The organism is Paenibacillus sp. FSL E2-0178, assembly GCF_038593005.1.
Taxonomy (GTDB): domain Bacteria; phylum Bacillota; class Bacilli; order Paenibacillales; family Paenibacillaceae; genus Paenibacillus_AQ; species Paenibacillus_AQ phytohabitans.
Genome location: NZ_CP151953.1, coordinates 2,454,711 through 2,474,993, shown reverse-complemented (window position 1 = coordinate 2,474,993; position 20,283 = coordinate 2,454,711). Strand labels below are relative to the sequence as shown.

Genomic DNA, 20,283 nt, shown 5'->3' with positions numbered 1-20,283 from the left:
GGCAGTACAAGGCATGAAAGAGAAATTGGAAGCATTGAAGGCCGAGGCATTGGCTAAGCTGCAGGAGGTAACCGATCCGCAGATTCTGAATGATTTGCGCGTCAAATACCTTGGCAAAAAAGGTGAGCTTACGGAGGTTCTGCGCGGTATGGGCGGACTCAGCGCGGAAGAACGCCCGGTGATCGGCCAGGTGGCCAATCTGGTGCGCAGTGCCATTGAAGAGGTAATCGGCTCTAAGCAGGAAATCTTCCAGCAGCAGGAGACACAGAACCGCCTGAATGCGGAGAAGGTCGATGTGTCGCTGCCGGGCCGCGGCCTGCCGCAAGGCGGTATTCATCCGCTGAACCGCGTAATTCAGGAGATTGAGGATATTTTCATCGGCATGGGCTACCGGATTGAAGAAGGTCCGGAAGTAGAGACAGACTACTATAACTTCGAGGCTCTGAATCTGCCGAAGAACCATCCGGCCCGCGATATGCAGGATTCCTTCTATTTAACAGAAGATCTTCTGATGCGCACACAGACTTCTCCGGTGCAGGTCCGCACCATGCAGGCTATGAAGGGCGAAACGCCGGTCAAAATCATCTGTCCGGGCAAAGTATTCCGCCGTGATGATGACGATGCGACCCACTCCTTCCAGTTCCATCAGATTGAAGGTCTGGTTATCGGCCGCAATATCCGCATGAGCGACCTGAAGGGCACCCTGCTGCAGTTCATGAAGGAAATGTTCGGTCCTACAGCAGGTATCCGCCTGCGTCCGAGCTTCTTCCCGTTCACCGAGCCGAGTGTTGAGGTAGACGTGAGCTGCTTCAAATGCGGCGGCGAAGGCTGCCGTCTCTGCAAGCAGAGCGGCTGGCTGGAAATCCTCGGTGCCGGCATGGTACATCCGAATGTGCTGCGGATGGGCGGCTACGACCCTGAGATTTACAGCGGCTTCGCTTTCGGCGTAGGTGCAGAACGGATCGCGATGCTGAAGTACGGCATCGATGACATCCGCTACTTCTACACGAACGACATGGGCTTTGTGAAGCAGTTCAAGGGGATTTAGAGATTTGGCGGGTGTGCGGGGTGCGTGGGATTGGATATTGGCAAGCCGGATGAATGACGGCTGTTCTATAGAATTGACTGTAATAGAAGGACCGGAGGGGAATTTTGGAACTGTAGGAGCGGTAGCGTCCGCCTTTGTCACCGGATTTCAACCGCGAAAAGCGGTATAAATGAAGAAATCTGGGGACAACAGCGGCCGGAAGTCCAAATATTCTCTGTAGGAACACTGCTATACAGGAATTTTAATAGAACGAAGTTGGCATCGTGGCTTGTTCCTTATCCGTTTCCGCAAGCCAAGCATAGGGCGGCATGGAGATAAATACATCTGAAACAAAAGGAAGTGTGCGAAAATGAAAGTATCAACCGCCTGGCTGGCTGATTATATATCGCTGGACGGGGTGACCGCTGATGAACTTGCGGACAAAATCACTACCGCCGGCATTGAGATTGACGGAGTTGAACGCCGTAACAAAGGGATTTCCGGAATCGTAACCGGCTATGTGAAATCCAAAGAGAAGCATCCGGACGCCGACAAGCTAAATATTTGCATCGTGGATGCCGGACAGGGCGAGGATCTGCAGATTGTCTGCGGTGCCAAGAATGTCGCAGCGGGACAGAAGGTTCCGGTCGCACTGGTGGGCGCTAAGCTGCCCGGACTGGAAATCAAGAAAGCTAAGCTGCGCGGCGTGCTGTCACAGGGGATGATCTGCTCGGCCAAAGAGCTGGGACTGAACGACAAGCTGCTGCCTAAAGAGCTGCAGGAAGGCATTCTCGTATTGCCTGAGAATACGGAAGTCGGCCAGGATATTCTGAAGGTGCTTGGCCTGAACGATGAGATCCTGGATTTCGACCTGACGCCTAACCGCTCCGACTGTCTGAGCATGATCGGTGCTGCTTATGAAGTGAGCGCAATTCTGGGCCGTGACCTGCAGCTGGCAGATCCGGCGGCAGAGCTTGTGGAAGCAGGCGGACGGGCAGCGGATTCCATCACTGTCAATATTGAAAAGGAAGAATACTGCAGCCATTATGCAGTGCGTTATATTGCCGGAGTGAAGACAGCTCCATCCCCGCTGTGGATTCAGAACCGCCTGATGGCGGCCGGGGTACGCCCTATCAACAACATCGTCGATATTACCAACTATGTGATGCTGGAATACGGACAGCCGCTGCATGCGTTTGACGGCGATCAGCTGGCAGGCGGAACAATTGGTGTGCGGTTCGCCCGTGAAGGCGAGCTGCTGACAACCCTTGACGGCCAGGAGCGCAAGCTGGAGCCGCAGATGCTTGTCATCGCTGACGGGTCAGGAGCTATCGGCCTGGCTGGCGTTATGGGCGGATTATCGACTGAGGTTACAGCAAATACCGTCAATATCGTATTGGAATCCGCCAAATTCGACGGCGGGACTGTACGCAAGACCTCGCGTCAGCTGGGTCTGCGTTCTGAAGCTTCCCAGCGCTTCGAGAAGGAAGTCGATCCGAATGCCGTCATTCCTGCACTTAACCGTGCAGCTGCTCTAATCGCCCGCTATGCCGGCGGCTCTGTGCATGAAGGTATTGTTCAGGCAGGCAGTGCCTCTGCCGAGGAGAAAGTACTGACCCTTTCGCTGGAGAAGCTGAATCAATATCTGGGTACCGAGCTGTCTTTGCTGGAAGTGAAGACCCTGTTCGGCCGTCTGCACTTCAAGTGCGGTGATGCTGCCCAGGGAATCGTTGAAGTTCAGGTTCCCACGCGGCGCGGCGACATCAGCTATGATGTGGATCTCATAGAAGAGATTGCCCGCCTGTACGGATATGACAACATCCCGACAACCCTAATTGAAGGGACTACTACACCGGGGGCACTCACCAGAGAGCAGTTCCTGCGCCGTGAGCTCCGCCGCCTGCTGGCTCTTGGCGGGTATCAGGAGGTTATGGGATATTCCTTCATCCAGCCGGAACAGAGCAAGCTCTTCCCGGCACTTGCAGACGGTAAGCTCTCCGTGAAGCTGGCGATGCCGATGAGCGAGGAACGCAGCGTGCTGCGTACCAGCCTGCTGCCGCAGCTGCTGGACATTGCCCTCTATAACACCAACCGCCGTCAAGGCGATCTGGCGCTGTTCGAAATCGGCAATGTTTTCTTCACTGATGAAGAAGTGCTTACCCGCCAGCCCGGTGAACTGCCGGTACTTGGACTGCTGCTGAGCGGTACACGTGCTGCCAAGCAGTGGAATGTAGCGGCCGAGCCTGTAGATTTCTTCGATCTTAAGGGGGCGCTTGAAACTGTATTTGCCCACCTTGGCCTTACGGACCGCATAATCTATGAAGGGGATGCTCCTGAAGGCTACCATCCGGGACGCTCTGCTTCGGTCTACCTGCTGCAGGCTGAAGGCCGCGATAAGATCGGTACCATCGGACAGCTGCATCCGGAACTTCAGCGCCAGATGGATCTGGAGGATACTTATGTAGCTGAAGTGCTGCTACAGCCGCTATATGATGCGGCGCGTGCCCAATTACAGTACAGTGAGCTTCACCGCTTCCCTGGCATGGAACGGGATATTGCGGTAGTTGTAGACGCAGAAGTTCCTGCAGGGCACCTGATAGCTTCCATCCGTGAACATGGCGGAACACTGCTGCAGAATGTGCAAGTGTTCGATGTCTACACCGGCGGCAAAATGGAAGCAGGAAAGAAGAGCGTAGCCCTCTCGCTGCTGTACCGTCATACGGACCGTACACTTACCGATGAAGAGGTTGTGGAAGTGCATGACAGAGTCGTTTCTGCTCTGGAGCAAACTTTTGGCGCAGAATTAAGAAAATAGCAGGAATTGTGCAAAGCCGCAGCGAATCCATTTAGAAACCGATTCGCTGCGGCTTTGCTGTACCCTTGTGAAGTACGGAGTCCGGTTTAAATCTATGAAATGAACACGTTTTTTTTGCCAAAGGTTAAGGAATAACGCTACAATAGCAGTAAGGAAATCAGCTTAGAATCCGCACACATACAAAGGAGGGCACAACTGTGGCTATGGACCGGACTCGTGTCGCCGTGGAGATATACGGAACTTCCTATAAACTTGTCGGAAGCAGCACTGAATATATGAAGCAGGTTGCCCGTTATGTCGATGAGCATATGCGTGCAATATCCAAATCACATTCCAGACTGGATACCCCGCGGATCGCGGTGCTTGCAGCTGTACATATGGCAGAGCAGGCTATCCAGGTTCAGGATTTCAAGAATGAATTGAATATGCTGACCGGTGAACGTACCGAGTTGCGCGTCGAGGTATCACGCCTTCAAGAGGCGCAGCGCGAACGGCAGGAAGAATACGAGAAGCTTGAAGCGGCTGCCAAGGAAGAAGCGGCGCGGCTGATTGCCGCCGTGGAAGAAGAACGCGCAAGGCATCTGGAGCTGCAGGAGCAGGAGCGCCAGATGCACGTACAGCTGCTGGAGGAAGAGAAGCAGGCTGCTGCTTCCAGCCGCGGGCAGCTGACAGATGAACTGCAGGCGCGCGAAGCAGAGCTGAAAGCGCTGCGGGAGACTTATGAAGCAGAGCAGGCTGCAAGCCGCGAAGCTGCAAGACAGGAGCTGGAAGCGGCTGAAGCGTTACGGCTGCAGCAGCTTGAAGAGCTGAAGGCTGCTCATCTGCAGGAGCTGGAGCAGGTCCGGGAGACACTGACCCGTGAGAAAGCGGAGACGTTGGCGGGTCTGGAGCAGGAGCTGATCCAGACCCGGGAGTCTATGGGCAGTGAGATTGTTGAGATCCGTACTACCTTGAGCAAGGAGCTCGCCGATACCAAGGCAGCGCTCACCAGTGAGCTCAGCGGAGAGCGGGAAGCGTTTGAGAAGGAGCTGGCCAAGAATAAGGAGCTGCGGCAATCCCAGGGGACGCAGGAGCACAGGCACAAGCAGCAGCTTCAGGAGCTGGAGAAGCAGCTTGGTGAGCTGCGCGGCGGAACCGGGCAGCTGCAGTCCCGGCTGCGCGCGGCGGAAGCCGGGCTCAAGGGCGAGCGCGATGCGCGCCTGACGCTGCTCGCGCAGTACGAAGCTGTGCTGAAGCGGGAAGAGCAGCTTGGCGAAGAGCTGCGCCTTGCGGCAGAGCAGGGGCAACAGCATAGCGCAGAGCTGGAAGAAGTGCGCCAGCATTACGTCCAGGCGCAGGAAGAAGCAGCTGGACTTAACCGTGCACTGCAGGAAACAGCGGACAAGCTAAGTGCGGCGCTGGAAGAACTGCAGACTGCCAATGAGCTCAGCGGTCTGCTGAATGATGAGCTGGAGGGGCTGCGTCAGCGTTATGAGCTGACGCAGGAAGAAGCTGCGTCTCTCCGCAAAACTCTGCGGGAGACGACGGATAATCTGAGCCGGACACAGGCGGAATTTGACCGCACTGCGCTCGAAGCCAGCTCCTGGCAGGAGCTGGCGAACAAGCATATGGAGGATATCGGCGAGCTGGAGATGAATCTTCTGGAAGCCGGCGAGAAATCGGCAGCGCTGCAGCGTGAAGTCGAGACCCTCCGCGGACAGGCGGATGGAATGGTGCAGCAGCTTGACCTGGAAGCCCAGCTTCGTGCTGAGGCGGAGCAGGAAGCCGCCCTTCAGCAGGAAGCGGCAGAGGCAGCCCGTAAGGAACTGGCGGCGCTGCGCGGCCGCTACGAAGAGCTGATCGCCCAGTATGATGAAATTCTGCAGGATGGCGAACAGCTGAAGGAACGTTATGAGCTGCTGGAAGCTGAAGGCGAGGAAGCTGCGCGGCGTCTGGAAGAGCTGTACGAGGCGGGCCGCGAAGCTGCCGCAGCGGCGGCGGAGCAGCAGGAAGCGCTCCGCGAGACCAGGGTGTACGAAGCTTCATGGAAGCAGAAGTACGAAGAGCTGCAGCAGCGCGAGCAGCAGTGGAGCGAGCAGGAGGCGAAGCTGCGTGAGGAGATTGAGATCTGGCAGCAGGAAGCCGGGGACGCTGAAGCCCAGGCGGAATCCGTGAGCCGCTCGCGCAGCGAGACTGCGCAGCAGCTTGGGGAGATCGGCGAGAGCTACGAGCTCGTCCAGGGCCAGCTGCGCCTGGTTCAGGCCCAGTTCGAGCTGCAGCAGGGTGAGCTGGACAAGCTCTCCCAGGAGCACCGCAGCCTGCAGGCGGAATATGCCAAGCTGCAGAGTGAATATAATGAATGGATTCAACTGATCGAACAGGACAGTTGAATGGCGGATGCATTAACGAAAGAGCTGTTTTAAGCAGGAGACTGCTTGGAACGGCTCTTTTACTGTTTAGGGGGAGTCCCACCGAGTCCACCTGAAGTGAATGGTAAGGAGCATCAAAGCAACCTTGATTTCTTCGGAAGCGGACCAAAGGGCGGGAATGAAGAGCCGAAGTGCACCTGAATCCGCAAGTAGTGGGCGGCAGGCAGAGTGGACGAGCCGAATGTATGTGAAAAACCGAATACAATGTGCCTATGAGAGGCTAGATGAGCCGAATGTATGCGAAAAACCGAGTACAATGTGCGTCTGAGAGAGTAGATGGGGCGAATGTATGCGAAAAACCGAATACAATGTGCGTCCGAGAGCGTAGACGAGCCGAATGTATGCGAAAAACCGAGTACAATTAAAGGGATAAATCCCTCTGAATCCGCCGAAAGTGGGCGACATGAGGAAATTAAAGGGAAAAATCCCTCTAACTCCGCCAAAAGTGGGCGACATGGTGAAATTAAAGGGATAAATCCCTTTGAATCCGCCGAAAGTGAGCGGCATGGGGAAATTAAAGGGAAAAATCCCTCTGAACCCGCCCAAAGTGGGCAGTAGGAGTAAATGAGGGGCACTAGTGCCCCTGAATCCGCCGAAAGCGGTCGACAGGAGGAAATGAGGAGCAGAAGTGCCCCTGAATCCGCCGAAAGCGGGCATCAGGCGTGAATGAGGAGCAGAAGTGCCCCTGAATCCGCCGAAAGCGGTCGACAGGAGGAAATGAGGAGCAGAAGTGCCCCTGAATCCGCCGAAAGCGGGCGACAGGAGGAAATGAGGAGCAGAAGTGCCCCTGAATCCGCCGGAGGTGGACGGTGGAGGGGACTGAGGAAATCACAAATCCCTTTTGACTCTCGTAATGGGCAAATGGAGATAAGCCAAACACTGGTGTGCCGCTTAATTCGCCATCGGGCGGATTTGGCTGCGAATAGGCAACCCCCACAATTAATGATTCTGAAATTATAGGTTTCACATAACAAGTTATTCATAAATTAAATATTGCAACCGTTTACAACTCGGGGTAGGATGTTGATTGAGGTGAGCATGATGGATAAAAAATGGGTCAGCGGCGCGGGGGTTATTGTGCTTTTTCTGCTGCTGGCATATCTGTTTATAGACTTTGCCAATCATTCGGGCCGGATGGGCAATATTGTCAATGAATTAAGCGGGCATCCCGGCGGAGATAATTCCGGCTATCATATTGTGCTGATCGAGCAGGAGCGGTACCATCCGTACTGGGAAATGGTCGAGAAGGGTGCCAAAGAGGCTGCTGCGAAATACGGAATTGATATCGAGTTCACCGGCCCGGTGCGCAATAACATGGAGGAGCAGATCAGCCTGCTGGAAAAAGCGATTGCCGCACAGGCGGATGCGATCATCGTGCAGGGGCTGAACGACGAGAAGTTTACCCCCGTAATTGATAAAGCCGTGAACCGGGGGATTCCGGTGATCACCATTGATACCGACGCTCCGGCGAGCAGGCGGCTGGCTTATGTAGGGACCGACAATGTTGCAGCAGGCGAGGCGCTGGGCCGTATGGTGGTGCAGACGACCGGCGGTAAAGGGAAGATCGGCGTGATCATCGGCAGCGAGCTGGCCAAGAATCAGGTTCAGCGTCTGAACGGCCTTAGTAATATTGTGAAAAATTACAGCGGCCTTGCAATTGTGGATGTCCGCAGCTCCAACATCTCACATATGGAGGCAATCCAGCAGGCAGCCGATATGCTGAGGCTTCATCCGGAGATTGATGTGATGGTCGGCACCAGCTCAACGGATGCGCTGGGAGTACTGCAGGCCTCCAAGAGCCTGAAGCGTGTTCCGATGACGATTATTGGCTTCGATAACCAGGCAGAGACCCTTGCTGCCATCAGCCGCGGGGATATCACGGCCACAGTGGCACAGCAGCCTTATCTTATGGGGGCTACGGCTGTGCGGCTGCTCCATGAGCATTTTCAGGGAATGCAGCTGGAGTCCAAATACTTCACCGGCGTGAAGGTGCTGGACAAGTCTAATGTGCAGGAGGGAGAGAGCCTATGAGTATCCGCCATAAGCTGCTCATCTGCATTCCGCTGCTTGTGCTGCTGATGAGCTCGGTCTCTTTTGTGATTTTTGAGAGCGGAAAGAATGTGCAGGAGAGCTACCATCTGATGATGAACCGGATCATGCTATACAAGGAAGTATCCTATGAGGTAGGGGAGAATATGCGCTCCCTGAACCGTTTCATTATGCAGGTGGACGCGGACAGCTTCCCGGAGGTGCAGAAGCATCTGAGCGCTGTGCAGGAGCTGCGGGCGAAGCTGGACGGAATGGCGACCATCGGGGGAAGCGGCCTTCCGCTGATGAACTACAGCCATATCATTGATACGTTTCTGGAGCAGGCCGGGCAGATGATTACAGAGATCGACGGACAGGACTCCAACACGCTGGCCGGTGCCTATATCGAGGCGGAGCAGACGCAGCGGTTCATCCGCGAGGAGGCACAGGAGCTGGTTGACCTGGAACTGGACCAGTACAAGCCGATCTATGCGGAGATCATGTCCACGACGGCCAAGCTGAACCGGCTGGGGAGTCTGCTGGTAATTACCGCTGCGCTGCTTAGTATCTGTATGGCGATCTGGCTGTCCGGGAGCATCACAGGACCTATCCGCCGCCTCGTGGCCACCGCCAAGCAGATCTCGAAGGGGAGGATGGATACGAAAGCGCCGGAGAGTGTTAACAACGATGAGATCAGCATCCTGTGCCGGGCTTTTAACGGAATGATCGATAATATCCAGGAGCTGATGAAGGAGAATATCAAGAGCGTGGAGAAGGACCGGCTGGTCAAGGAGCTGGAGCTGAAAATGCTGCAGAGTCAGATCAATCCGCATTTTCTGTTCAACACACTGAACTCCATCGCCAAGCTGGCGTATCTGGAAGGAGCGGCAAGGACCAGTGATCTGACTGTATCGGTATCCCGCCTGCTCCGGTATAACCTGCAGAAGCTTGACCAGGCTGTACCGCTGCGCGAGGAAGTAGAGCATGTGAACGAGTATATTAACATTCAGCGGGCCCGCTTCCGTGACCGGATCGCTTTTGAGATGGATATTGATGAGCAGGCGCTCGGCGGAATGATTCCCTGCCTGACTCTTCAGCCGATCTTCGAGAATGCTTTTGTCCATGGGCTGGAGCAAATGGAGGAGGGGGCGGTGCTGTCACTGTCGATCCGCTACCGCAGCGGACTTGTAGAGATTGAGATCAGCGATAACGGAGTGGGCATGAACCGGGAGACCGTAGCCAGGCTAATGGGATCGATTCAGCAGGAAGCTCCGTATTTCAGCGGCAAAGGCCAGTCCACCGGACTGGGGACACAAAATGTATTCAAACGGCTGCATCTGTTCTTTGACGGACAGCAGCTGATCGAGATTGACAGCAGTGAAGGGCAGGGGACGGCGGTGCTGTTCAAAGTACCCTTCCGCCCGTCTGCCTGAGCCGCAGCTGAGAAAGGAGATGGATTACGATGTACAGACTGCTGATCGCCGATGATGAGGCGCTGGAACGGGAAGGGCTGGAGCTGATGATCCGCCATATTTTCCCGGATGGTTTTGAATTTCTGCATGCCGAGAACGGACGGAAGGCCATTCAGCTCGCGGAGGAGCACCGGCCTGATATTATCTTCATGGACATTAAGATGCCGGGCATTCAGGGACTGGAGGCCGTACGGCAGATTCTCACCAAGCTCCCTTCCGCGCAGATCGTGATGATTACCGCTCATGATTACTTCTCCTACGCCAAGGAGGGGCTGCTGCTGGGCGTGCGGGATTATCTGCTGAAGCCGGCCAGACGGGACGAAGTGGCGGATGTACTGAAGCAGCTGATGGCGGTGATCCAGGAGGAGAAGCGGCGCAGGAATGAGCAGCTGGAGCTGCAGGAGAAGCTGGCCCATCTGCTTCCGCTGGCCGAGAACGAGCTGACAATGATGCTCATGCTGGAGCATATGCAGGACCTGGAGCTGGAACAAGTGGCTGGTCTGCTGGAGCTGCAGTGGGCCAAAGGCTATGCGATGGTGCTGTCATTCCCGAGGCATTCTAGCTCAGCTTGGGAAGAATTCCAGCAGGGCAAGCGGGAGATCTATGAGGCGGTCAAGCAGTTTGCCAGAGCAGGGCTCGGCTGCCTGTCCGGGCCGCTGATCGGGCATCAGCTGGCGTTGTTTATCCCCTTGCCGCCGGGGCGGACCGGTTACTCACAGCGCGTCAGCTCCATGGATTGGGGGGAGCGGCTCCGCAGTCTGATGGAGCAGCGGTTTGGTCTGCCGGTCAGCATAGGCATAGGCTCGATCCGCGAGGGCTGGGACGGGCTTAGCCGATCCTACCGGGAAGCGGTCCGTGTCTGTGCGGATCACCATGATTCCTTCAGCGTGCACCACTATGATGATATCATCCAAAGCTCCGGGCAGACGGCCGTATCCCTGGATGAGGAGAAGCGGCTGCTGGATGCCCTGCTGCAGCGCAGCAAGCAGGAAGCCGTAGAACGCTTCGGAATTCTGTATGCCGCTTTCGAGCAAGGCGGCGGGCGGCCGCTGCCCGAAGTGCGGGGAGAGGTGACCGGGCTCCTGCTGTTCCTCGCCAGAGGCGTTCACTCCGCAGCCGGAGCGGAGATCCTGGCCTCCTTGCATACAGCGGAGGATCCCATATCGCTAAGGCTGAGCGCAGAATCCTGGCTGGAGCGGCTGATCCACAATCTGGAGCAGGAACAGGAACATAACCGTTCCCATGTCCATCAGCGGGCGCTGCTCTACATCAGCCAGAAATATAAAGAAGACATATCAATGGAGCAGACGGCTGAATATGTGAATTTAAGCCCGCATTATTTCAGCAAATTGTTCCGGCAGCATGCGGGCGAAACCTTCATTGATTACATCACACGGCTAAGAATTAACGAAGCGAAGCGGCTGATCGCCGGAGATCAGCTGAACCTTAAGGAGATTTGTTATGAGGTAGGCTACAAGGACCCGAATTACTTCAGCAGGGTCTTCAAAAAAGCGGCCGGCATGACGCCAAGCGAATTCCGGCAGCAGCATGAGAAGCAGGGTCCTTGCTGACAGAGCAAGGACTTTTTTGTGCTCCGGCCCCGGATAATCCTATGAAAGCGGCCGGGAAGAATTACATTACAGGAGATGAGAACGGAATGCAGGCGGAGAGCAAGAAAGTGCTGGGAATAGCGGCTCCTGCGGCGGATGATCCATGCTACACTTTTTTTGTAAGCGCAATCAAATATGCGGCTAATGAAAAGGGGCGAAGGGCAGAGTGAGAAAATACGGAAGAGCAATTTCACTGGGGATGGCAGCGTTAGTGCTGGCAGCGTCAATGGCGGGCTGTGGGGTGGTCTCAAACGGTGATAATCAGAAGAAGGAGACATCAGACGCAGCGAAGGACGGGGACAAAATTGTCATCGGCATGTCGATGGATACCTTGAAGGAGGAGCGTTGGCAGAAGGACCGGGATATCTTTACGGCAAAAGTAGAGGAGCTTGGCGGTGAAGTGAAGGTGCTGGCTGCAAACGGCGATGATGCTACCCAGTTAAGCCAGGCGGAACAGCTGATCTCCCAGGGTGTGGATGTGCTTGTGGTTATTGCCCATAACGCGGAAGCAACGGCTCCGATCGTAGAGAAGGCTCACAAGGAAGGCATCAAGGTCATTGCCTATGACCGACTGATCAATAATGCCGAGGTAGACTATTATATTTCGTTTGATAACGTGCGTGTCGGAGAGTTCCAGGCTCAGGCGGTCATTGATAAGGCTCCTAAAGGCAATATCGTCTATATCGGCGGTGCCGATACGGATAACAACGCCCATATGTTCAAAGAAGGGGCGATGAATATTCTGAAGCCGCTTGAAGAGAAAGGGGACATTAAGATTGTCTACGACCAGTTCTCCAAGGACTGGAAGCCGGAAGAAGCGCTGAAAAATATGGAGAATGCGCTGACCGCGAACAATAATGATGTTCAAGGTGTGGTAGCAGCCAATGACGGGACTGCAGGCGGTTCGATCCAGGCGCTCACGGCTCAGGGCATGGCCGGTAAAATACCGGTATCCGGCCAGGATGCTGACCTTGCTGCGGTACAGCGCATCGCCGAAGGCACGCAGCTGATGACAGTCTATAAACCGATCAACGCGATTGCAACGAAAGCTGCGGAAATGGCGATGGCAGCTGCCAAAGGCGAAAGTATTTCGACAGAAAAATCAGTTAACAACGGTAAAATTGATGTTCCTTCTATATTGCTCGATCCGCTAGCGGTCAATAAGGATAACCTGGACGTACTGATCAAGGACAGCTTCCACAAGCTTGAGGATGTCTATAAGAACGTTCCGAAGGACCAGTGGCCGAAACAATAAGGGCGGCCTGTACGGCAAGCAGATGCGGTGCCTGTGGCGCTACCGCATCTGCTTGCAGGTTTAAGGGCCGGAAGGAGGAGCGGAAGGCATGAATGTACTTGAAATGGTAGAGATCAGCAAGACATTCCCCGGTGTTAAGGCGCTGGACCATGTGAACTTCAAGGTCAGGCAAGGGGAGATTCACGCCTTATGCGGCGAGAACGGCGCTGGTAAATCCACGCTGATGAAGGTATTGAGCGGACTATACCCTGCAGGGACATACGGCGGGGAAATCCTGATCAATGGGGAGAAAAAGTCTTTTCATAGAATAACGGATGCGGAGAAGGCCGGTATCGCGATTATTCACCAGGAGCTGGCACTCGTGAAGGAAATGACAGTCGGAGAGAATATTTTCCTGGGAGCTGAACCGGTCAGACGCGGGGCCATCCAGTGGAATGAGCTCTATCATCAGGCTTCGCTATGGCTGAAGAAGGTCGGGCTGAATCTGTCTCCGGACACGAAGATCGGCAATCTCGGCATCGGCCAGCAGCAGCTGGTGGAGATCGCCAAAGCACTCTCCAAGCATACCAAGATTCTCATTCTGGATGAGCCGACGGCAGCCCTGACCGAGAGTGAGGTGTCTATCCTGATGGGCATTCTGAACCAGCTGCGGCGGGAGGGGGTTACCTGTGTCTATATCTCCCACAAAATGCCGGAAGTATTCGCGCTGGCTGACTCCATCACAGTGCTGCGCGACGGGCGGACGGTAGCTACACTTGACCGCAAGGAGACAAATGACGACCAGATTGTTTCCCTAATGGTTGGACGTGAGCTTACGGAGCGATATCCGCGGGTGGAGCATTCGCCCGGAGACAAGGTGCTTGAGGTCAGGGATTATAATGTGTGGCACCCGGAGAAGCGCCAGCAGAAGGTGCTCCGTGATATTGAATTTACCCTCCGGGAGGGTGAGATTCTGGGGATTGCCGGGTTGATGGGGGCAGGACGCACGGAGCTTGTCAGCAGCCTGTTCGGTGCCTATGGAGGCCGGGCCGAAGGGACTGTACTGATCGGAGGGCAGCCCATTAAGATCCGTTCCATAGCCGATGCGATCAAGGCGGGCATTGCCCTGGTGACGGAAGACCGTAAACGCCAGGGGCTGGTCATGGGGATGGATGTCAAACGAAACACCACGTTAGCCACACTGGGCAAAGTCGCAAAGCTGGGAGTCATCAACGAGAATGAGGAAATCAAGTGGGCAGAGCGGTACGTGCAGGATCTGAAGACGAAAACAGCTTCGCTGGAGACGCAGGTAGGCACACTGTCCGGGGGGAACCAGCAGAAGGTGGTCATCGGCAAATGGCTGATGAGTGGCCCCAAAATTCTGATTATGGACGAACCCACCCGGGGCATCGACGTCGGTGCGAAGTACGAAATATATAATCTGATGAATCAGCTGGTCGAGCAGGGCGTGGCTATTATTATGATCTCCTCGGAGCTTCCGGAAGTGCTCGGCATGAGCGACCGGATTCTGGTGATGTGTGAAGGGCAGTTTGTGCGGGAATATGATTGGCGGGAAGCAACGCAGGAGAATATTATGCTGGCCGCTACGGGAGGTAGATAGAGATGCAGCTGCAAAAAGAGCTTAGGGAACCTGAAGCGGTTCCGGCAGCCGGGGGATCGCGCTTACGCGGCTTGTTCGGCAAAATGGATATGCGTGCCTATACGATGGTGGGTGCATTAATACTGATCTGGGTGCTGTTCGGAGTACTGAATCCGACCTTCCTGACTTCGCGGAATCTGTCCAATCTGTTCACGCAGATGTCGGTGACCTCCATTCTGGCCATCGGGATGGTGCTGGTCATTGTGGCAGGGCATATCGATCTGTCTGTCGGCTCCATCGTCGGACTGACCGGCGGCATGGCAGCTATTCTCAGCAACTGGCTGGAGCTGCCGGCTATTGTAGCCATTCTTGGCACACTGGCCGCAGGTGCCGTGCTGGGCCTGATTCAGGGCTGGCTGGTGGCGTATAAAATGATCCCCGCCTTCATTGTCACCCTCGGGGGAATGATGGTGTTCCGCGGGGTGCTGATGGGCGTGACCGAGTCGATGACCATTCCGGTATCCGACCCGGTGCTGGCCTTGCTCGGCAATGCTTATTTTGCCCCGGGCTTCGGGATCATCCTTGGTGTGATCGCAGTAGGACTGCTGCTCTGGAGTGCGTTCAATAAACGCCGTTCCCGCAGGAAATACGGCTTCGAAATCGCCCCGCTGGGCCTGGACGTCGCCAAGGTGGCCGGACTTGCCCTGCTGGTGGTGGCTTTTGTAGCCGTGATGAACAATTACAAGGGCATTCCGTTCCCGATTATTTTCGTAATTGTCCTGGCGGTCATCTTCTATTTCCTGTCAACCAAGACGACCTTCGGCCGTCATATCTATGCAATAGGGGGCAACATTGAGGCGGCACGCCTCTCCGGTATTAACATCAAGCGCAAATCCATGCTGATCTTCGTGCTGAGCGGACTGCTGGGCTCGATCGCCGCCATCGTGCTGACCTCACGCCTGGCCTCGGCTACCATCACCGCCGGTAATATGGCTGAGATGGATGCTATCGCCGCTTGCGTCATTGGCGGCACTTCACTGATGGGCGGAGCCGGCACAGTTATCGGTGCCATTATCGGAGCGCTGGTGATGACTTCGCTTGATAACGGAATGTCGCTGATGGGACTGGAATCCTTCTGGCAGTATGTCGTCAAAGGCTCCATTCTGGTCATTGCCGTCTGGCTGGATATTTCCAATCGCAGCAAGGGTGTGAGATAACCGCAGCCCCAGCAGGTAAACAATTTCAGCAGAACAGCTAAACAGCCGGTTAAGGACAAGGGGACTGAGTCCCATGTTGACCTTGACCGGCTGTTTGCTGTGCCTATAGAGCCGCTTATTCGACGATAATCTTGGCGCTCATTCCGCTGTGGCCGGAGCCGCACATGATCGCGCAGGTGACCTCGAAGGTTCCTGCCTCCTCGGGGAGAATCACCTTGGAGGAATCTTTGGCGTCCAGCCGCAGCTTCATCTCAGGCACAAGAATGCCGTGGTTGCCGCTCTCGTTTTTGAAGATGATTTTGACAGGTACGCCCTTCTTCAAGTGGTATTCTTTCTGGTCAAAGCTGTAGTTGGTTGCTGTAATGACGATTTCTTCTTCCGCCGTAAGATTGGTGTCAGCAGCCGGGCTGTTAGCGCTGTCAGAATTGCTGCTGCCCCCGCCGGTTCCGCAAGCCGTAAGCAGTAGTGCAAATACAATAGAACAAAGAATAGCCGCCTTCCTGATCATAAGCATCCTCCTAAAAGGTTCGTGATGAATTGTGATAACAGATGACATTAGCATAGCTCAAATCCTGAAAGTTGTCTTGGATAATCTGTGAGGATTTGTTTGACCGGAAGCTGACTCCAAACTTTGTCGAAAATTGCAAAAATATGATGCAAAAACAATTAAAATTTATTATAATTAAAGCTATTATAATTTTAACTTTTATATTATTTGGTTAGAAGTAGGGGATCCACATTATTTTAGCGCACGAATCGCAAAGTTCGGAGAAATGGCACCGCAGAATATTAACCGGATACTGGATTATTGTGCTCTGTATGCTGGCAGCCCAATTTATTTTTATGCTGTCCTCCCATTCCACTGAGACTAAGACCATCCTCATCCCCAGTAAGGGCCACTTGTTCATCGCCTGTAATCTGATGATCATTATAGCTATGGCTTCCGCCGAGATTTGGCTGCGTATGATGCAGCATTATCATAAGCAGGCCGTTGTGATCTGCGGGTTCATCGTTTCTTATCTGATGTATTTTGTGCTGGAGCCTTTTGTAGATGGTGCCCAGATGACACTTATGATGCCGATTATGATTGCCCTGATCTATTTCGACCAGCGGCTGCTATACTATCTCGGGGTATTCAGCACGCTATTCTATAGCGGGATTTATTTCGGGCTGGAGCGGCCGCTGCTGGACAAACCGCTGCTGGAGTTTCTGATGGTGGAATGTGTGTTTATTGTGTTCGCCGTGATGGCGCAGGCTGTCATTGTCAGGGCCCGTGAGACCCGCGAATATCTGGAGCAGTTGACCAAGTCGGAGCAGGGGCTGATGGTGGAACGGGCGATTTCCGACAAGCTGCTGAAGATCGATGCGCTTACCGGCCTGTACAATCACAAAACCTTTCATGAATATCTGGACTCCCTGCTGGAGCAGTGCGAGAGCAACGGGCTGAGGCTGCAGCTGGCGCTGTTTGATATCGACAACTTCAAGCGTGTTAATGATACGTACGGACACTGGGTCGGCGATCTCGTGCTTAAGGAGGTGGCAGCGAAGGTGAATGGTCTGATCGGGCTGAATGATTTCGCGGCGAGATACGGCGGGGAAGAGTTCGCGGTGATTTTTACGGATAAAAGCTTTCAGGAAGCCTATGCTGCCGTCGAGGAGATGCGGGTAGGTATAGCCGCTATGGAGCATCCGTATGCCGGAGGCAAGCCGATTACGGTCAGTATCGGATTCTGCGATTATCAGCTGGGGGACGGCAAGGAAATGCTGTTCCGCAAGACGGACGAAGCGCTGTACAGCGCCAAGCGGGGCGGTAAAAATGCTGTCGTCACGGCTGCTATCACCCATGGCGATGATCCGGTTGTGTCCTATGCGTAATTTTTAGTTATAAAAATTTTTTAATTACAAAAAACCCCCAGTATCCGGTATAATCCGGGGATTGGGGGTTTCGTTGTGCGCTGAAACGGATACCGTCCCCTAAGGATGGTTCAGCCGTTTCTACTTGGCCGCTTCAAACGGAGTGGATACCGGCAGGAAGAGGTCGATAATACCAATGACCAGGGCTGCGAGCAGCGCTCCGAGAATGGTGACACTGACTCCGCTCACAATGAACTGGGCAATCCAGATCACCAGGGCACTGACCAGGAAGCCGACGATACCGCGGCCGAAGGGTGTTGTTTTTTTGCCGAAAATGCCTTCAACCACCCAGCCGAGCAGAGCGATAACCAGCGCAAGCACAAGCGCGCTCCAGAACCCCCCGACCGTGAATTGAGGGACAATCCAGCCGACCACCATCAGAACGATTGCCGCGACCACGAAACGTACCACATGACCTAAGAATCTCACCTAACTAACCTCCTTTGGCGTTCGCGTAAGGATATGTGCGTTGTTATTGTGGCCCGCAGCCGCTTTTCTATGCCCAGAAATCATACCCAAATAGCGAAAATGGGCTAAATTAGGTATAATGTAACCATCTATGAAGGGAGCTGTGACAGTAATTGGACGACAAAATTTTGCATACGCTTGAATATCGCAAGATTTTAAATAAATTGATGCAGTATACGCAGACACCGATGGGACGGCTGACTGCTGAATCGCTGAAGCCCTCCGGGGATTTCGAAGGAGTGAAGCTGCTTCTGCAGGCTACGGATGAGGCTGCTAATGTTGACCGGCTAAAGGGAATTCCTTCCTTCCGCGGTGTGACTGACATCAAGCCCGCCCTGAAACGCGCTTCGATCGGCGGAATGCTGGGTACCACTGAACTGCTCTCTGTCGGCAACACGATCGGCGGAGCCCGCAGAGTGAAGCGGTTCCTCGGGGCGATGCACGAGGATGAGAAGATCCCTACCCTCTTCGCCCAGAGTGATCTGCTCTCGGAGCAGAAGCATGTGGAGGACGCCATCCGCCTGTGTATCGACGAGAATGCGGATGTCATGGATTCGGCCAGTACAGAGCTGGCCTCCATCCGGCGGGAGCTGCGCGGCGGCGAGACCCGCATCCGCGAGAAGCTGGATTCCATGATCCGCTCGTCTTCGGTATCGAAGATGCTGCAGGATCAGCTCGTGACGATCCGTGGTGACCGGTTTGTCATTCCGGTCAAAGCGGAGTACCGTGCCCATTTCGGCGGCATTGTTCATGATCAGTCCGGCTCCGGGGCGACGCTGTTCATTGAGCCGGAATCGATTGTGGCGATGAACAACAAGCTGCGCGAGACACGGCTGCGCGAGGAGCGGGAGATCGAGATCATCCTGCACCGCCTGACGGCACTTGTCGGCGATATTGCCGAAGAGATGGCTTATGATATCGATATTCTCGGCGAACTCGATTTCATCTTCGCCAAAGCGCGCCTGGCACGCGACATGAAGGCTACCCAGCCACGTATGAATGACCGCGGCTACCTGCGTCTGCGCAAAGGGCGCCATCCGCTCATTCCCGCAGAGCAGGTTGTGCCGCTGGATGTGGAGCTGGGCAACCAGTACAGCTCGATTATCGTGACCGGCCCGAACACCGGCGGTAAGACAGTTACCCTGAAGACCATCGGTCTGCTCAGCCTGATGTCGATGTCGGGACTGTTCATTCCGGCAGAGGAAGGCAGCCAGATGTGCGTCTTCGATGCGATCTATGCCGACATTGGCGATGAGCAGAGTATTGAGCAGAGCCTGAGTACGTTCTCCAGCCATATGACCAATATCATCTCCATTCTGAAGAGAATGACGCCGAAGAGTCTGATTCTGCTCGATGAAGTTGGAGCAGGAACGGATCCGGCGGAGGGATCGGCCCTGGCGATTGCCATTCTGGAGAATATCCACCGTACAGAATGCCGGATGGTGGCAACTACGCATTACAGTGAGCTGAAGGCTTATGCGTATGAGCGCAAAGGCGTCATCAATGCCAGTATGGAGTTTGATGTGGCCAGTCTGAGTCCTACCTACCGGCTGCTGATCGGTGTGCCGGGACGAAGCAATGCGTTCGCCATTGCCGAGCGCCTCGGCCTGCCGAATGCCATTCTTGAGCATGCGCGCGGCGAAGTCAAGGAAGAAGACATGCGCGTCGAGCACATGATCGCTTCCCTGGAAGAGAACCGCCTCACCGCAGAGAATGAGCGTGAACGGGCCGAGGGCCTGCGCCGCGAAGCGGAAGAATTCCGCAAGCGGCAGCAGCTGGAGCTGGAGAAGCTGGAAGGCCAGCGCGACAAACGCCTGGAGAAGGCAGAGAAGGATGCCAGCGATATCCTCGCCAAGGCGCGTAAGGAAGCCGAGGAGATCATCAGTGACCTCCGCCGCCTGGCAATGGAGGAAGGGGCGTCCGTCAAGGAGCACAAGCTGATCGAAGCGCGCCGGAGACTGGATGAAGCGGAGCCTGCACCGCGCAAGAAGGTTATTGCCCGCAGCAGCACCAAGGCGCCGCGGAAGATTCAGCCCGGGGATGAAGTCAAGGTGGCTAATGTGAATCAGAAGGGCCTTGTTGTAGAGCTGAGCGGTGCCAAGGAAGCCGTGGTGCAGTTCGGCATTATGAAGATGAAGGTCAACCTTGCTGATCTGGAGTTCCTGGCCTCTGCACCGGATGCGCCTCCGCCGGCTCTGCGCCGGGCTACGACAGTCAAGCGTACGCGGGATGAGAATGTCCGCACCGAGCTCGATCTGCGCGGGGCCAATCTGGAAGAAGCCATCATGGAGACCGACCGCTTCATCGACGAGGCGTTCCTCGGCAATCTTGGGCAGATTTCGATTATCCACGGCAAAGGCACGGGGGTATTGCGGACGGGGATACAGGAATATCTGCGTAAGCATAAGAATATCAAAAGCTACCGGCTCGGGAATTACAACGAAGGCGGCGCGGGCGTAACCGTGGCTGAACTGCAGTAGCGTCCGGCAG

Annotated in this window: 14 protein-coding genes; 12 read left to right on the top strand and 2 right to left on the bottom strand. The window is 55.0% G+C overall.

The annotated features are described in order from the left end of the window. The first annotated feature begins 13 nt into the window (after positions 1-13). The 10 genes from pheS (at position 14) to MHI42_RS10955 (ending at position 15,411) form a co-directional block, all read left to right on the top strand. On the top strand, positions 14-1,048 hold the full coding sequence (pheS, locus tag MHI42_RS11000) for a phenylalanine--tRNA ligase subunit alpha (RefSeq protein WP_042135043.1): 1,035 nt from the start codon (positions 14-16) through the stop codon (positions 1,046-1,048). Between the two features lie 349 nt (positions 1,049-1,397). Then, positions 1,398-3,842 (top strand): phenylalanine--tRNA ligase subunit beta, encoded by a 2,445-nt coding sequence (pheT, locus tag MHI42_RS10995; protein WP_342423777.1) that lies wholly within the window; start codon positions 1,398-1,400, stop codon positions 3,840-3,842. Positions 3,843-4,045: 203 nt separating this feature from the next. Then, entirely contained in the window at positions 4,046-6,211 is a 2,166-nt protein-coding gene (gene zapA, locus MHI42_RS10990; protein WP_342424720.1) for a cell division protein ZapA, read from the top strand. Positions 6,212-7,288: 1,077 nt separating this feature from the next. Further along, positions 7,289-8,281 carry a sugar-binding protein gene (locus tag MHI42_RS10985; RefSeq protein ID WP_039308444.1) on the top strand — a complete coding sequence of 331 codons (993 nt, stop codon included), beginning with the start codon at positions 7,289-7,291 and terminating at the stop codon, positions 8,279-8,281. Next, positions 8,278-9,711, top strand: a complete 1,434-nt coding sequence (locus tag MHI42_RS10980; RefSeq protein WP_342423776.1) for a sensor histidine kinase — start codon at positions 8,278-8,280, stop codon at positions 9,709-9,711. Before MHI42_RS10985 ends, MHI42_RS10980 begins: the two co-directional genes overlap by 4 nt. Positions 9,712-9,740: 29 nt before the next feature. Next, positions 9,741-11,321 (top strand): helix-turn-helix domain-containing protein, encoded by a 1,581-nt coding sequence (locus tag MHI42_RS10975; RefSeq protein ID WP_342423775.1) that lies wholly within the window; start codon positions 9,741-9,743, stop codon positions 11,319-11,321. A 41-nt stretch (positions 11,322-11,362) separates the two neighbouring features. Continuing rightward, complete coding sequence (locus tag MHI42_RS10970) at positions 11,363-11,530, top strand: hypothetical protein (RefSeq protein WP_342423774.1); 168 nt, start codon at positions 11,363-11,365, stop codon at positions 11,528-11,530. Positions 11,531-11,586: 56 nt separating this feature from the next. Then, a complete protein-coding gene (xylF, locus tag MHI42_RS10965; protein WP_342424719.1) occupies positions 11,587-12,615 on the top strand; it encodes a D-xylose ABC transporter substrate-binding protein in 1,029 nt (342 codons plus the stop codon). 88 nt (positions 12,616-12,703) lie between these two features. Then, complete coding sequence (locus MHI42_RS10960) at positions 12,704-14,215, top strand: xylose ABC transporter ATP-binding protein (protein ID WP_342423773.1); 1,512 nt, start codon at positions 12,704-12,706, stop codon at positions 14,213-14,215. 2 nt (positions 14,216-14,217) lie between these two features. Then, the gene (locus MHI42_RS10955; protein ID WP_342423772.1) at positions 14,218-15,411 is read left to right on the top strand and encodes a sugar ABC transporter permease; all 1,194 of its coding nucleotides are present in this window, start codon (positions 14,218-14,220) and stop codon (positions 15,409-15,411) included. A 115-nt stretch (positions 15,412-15,526) separates the two neighbouring features. Here the strand turns inward: MHI42_RS10955 and MHI42_RS10950 are convergent, their stop codons facing one another. Next, positions 15,527-15,919 (bottom strand): cupredoxin domain-containing protein, encoded by a 393-nt coding sequence (locus MHI42_RS10950; protein ID WP_342423771.1) that lies wholly within the window; start codon positions 15,917-15,919, stop codon positions 15,527-15,529. 311 nt (positions 15,920-16,230) lie between these two features. On the opposite strand from MHI42_RS10950, the gene MHI42_RS10945 reads away from it, so the two are divergent. Then, positions 16,231-17,286 (top strand): GGDEF domain-containing protein, encoded by a 1,056-nt coding sequence (locus MHI42_RS10945; protein WP_342423770.1) that lies wholly within the window; start codon positions 16,231-16,233, stop codon positions 17,284-17,286. Positions 17,287-17,406: 120 nt separating this feature from the next. Here MHI42_RS10945 and MHI42_RS10940 read toward each other — a convergent pair whose 3' ends face one another. Next, entirely contained in the window at positions 17,407-17,754 is a 348-nt protein-coding gene (locus tag MHI42_RS10940; RefSeq protein ID WP_039308415.1) for a phage holin family protein, read from the bottom strand. Between the two features lie 152 nt (positions 17,755-17,906). Between MHI42_RS10940 and MHI42_RS10935 the strand changes: the two genes are divergently transcribed. After that, positions 17,907-20,273: an endonuclease MutS2 gene (locus MHI42_RS10935; protein ID WP_342423769.1), complete on the top strand. Its 2,367-nt coding sequence runs from the start codon at positions 17,907-17,909 to the stop codon at positions 20,271-20,273. Positions 20,274-20,283: the final 10 nt, after the last annotated feature.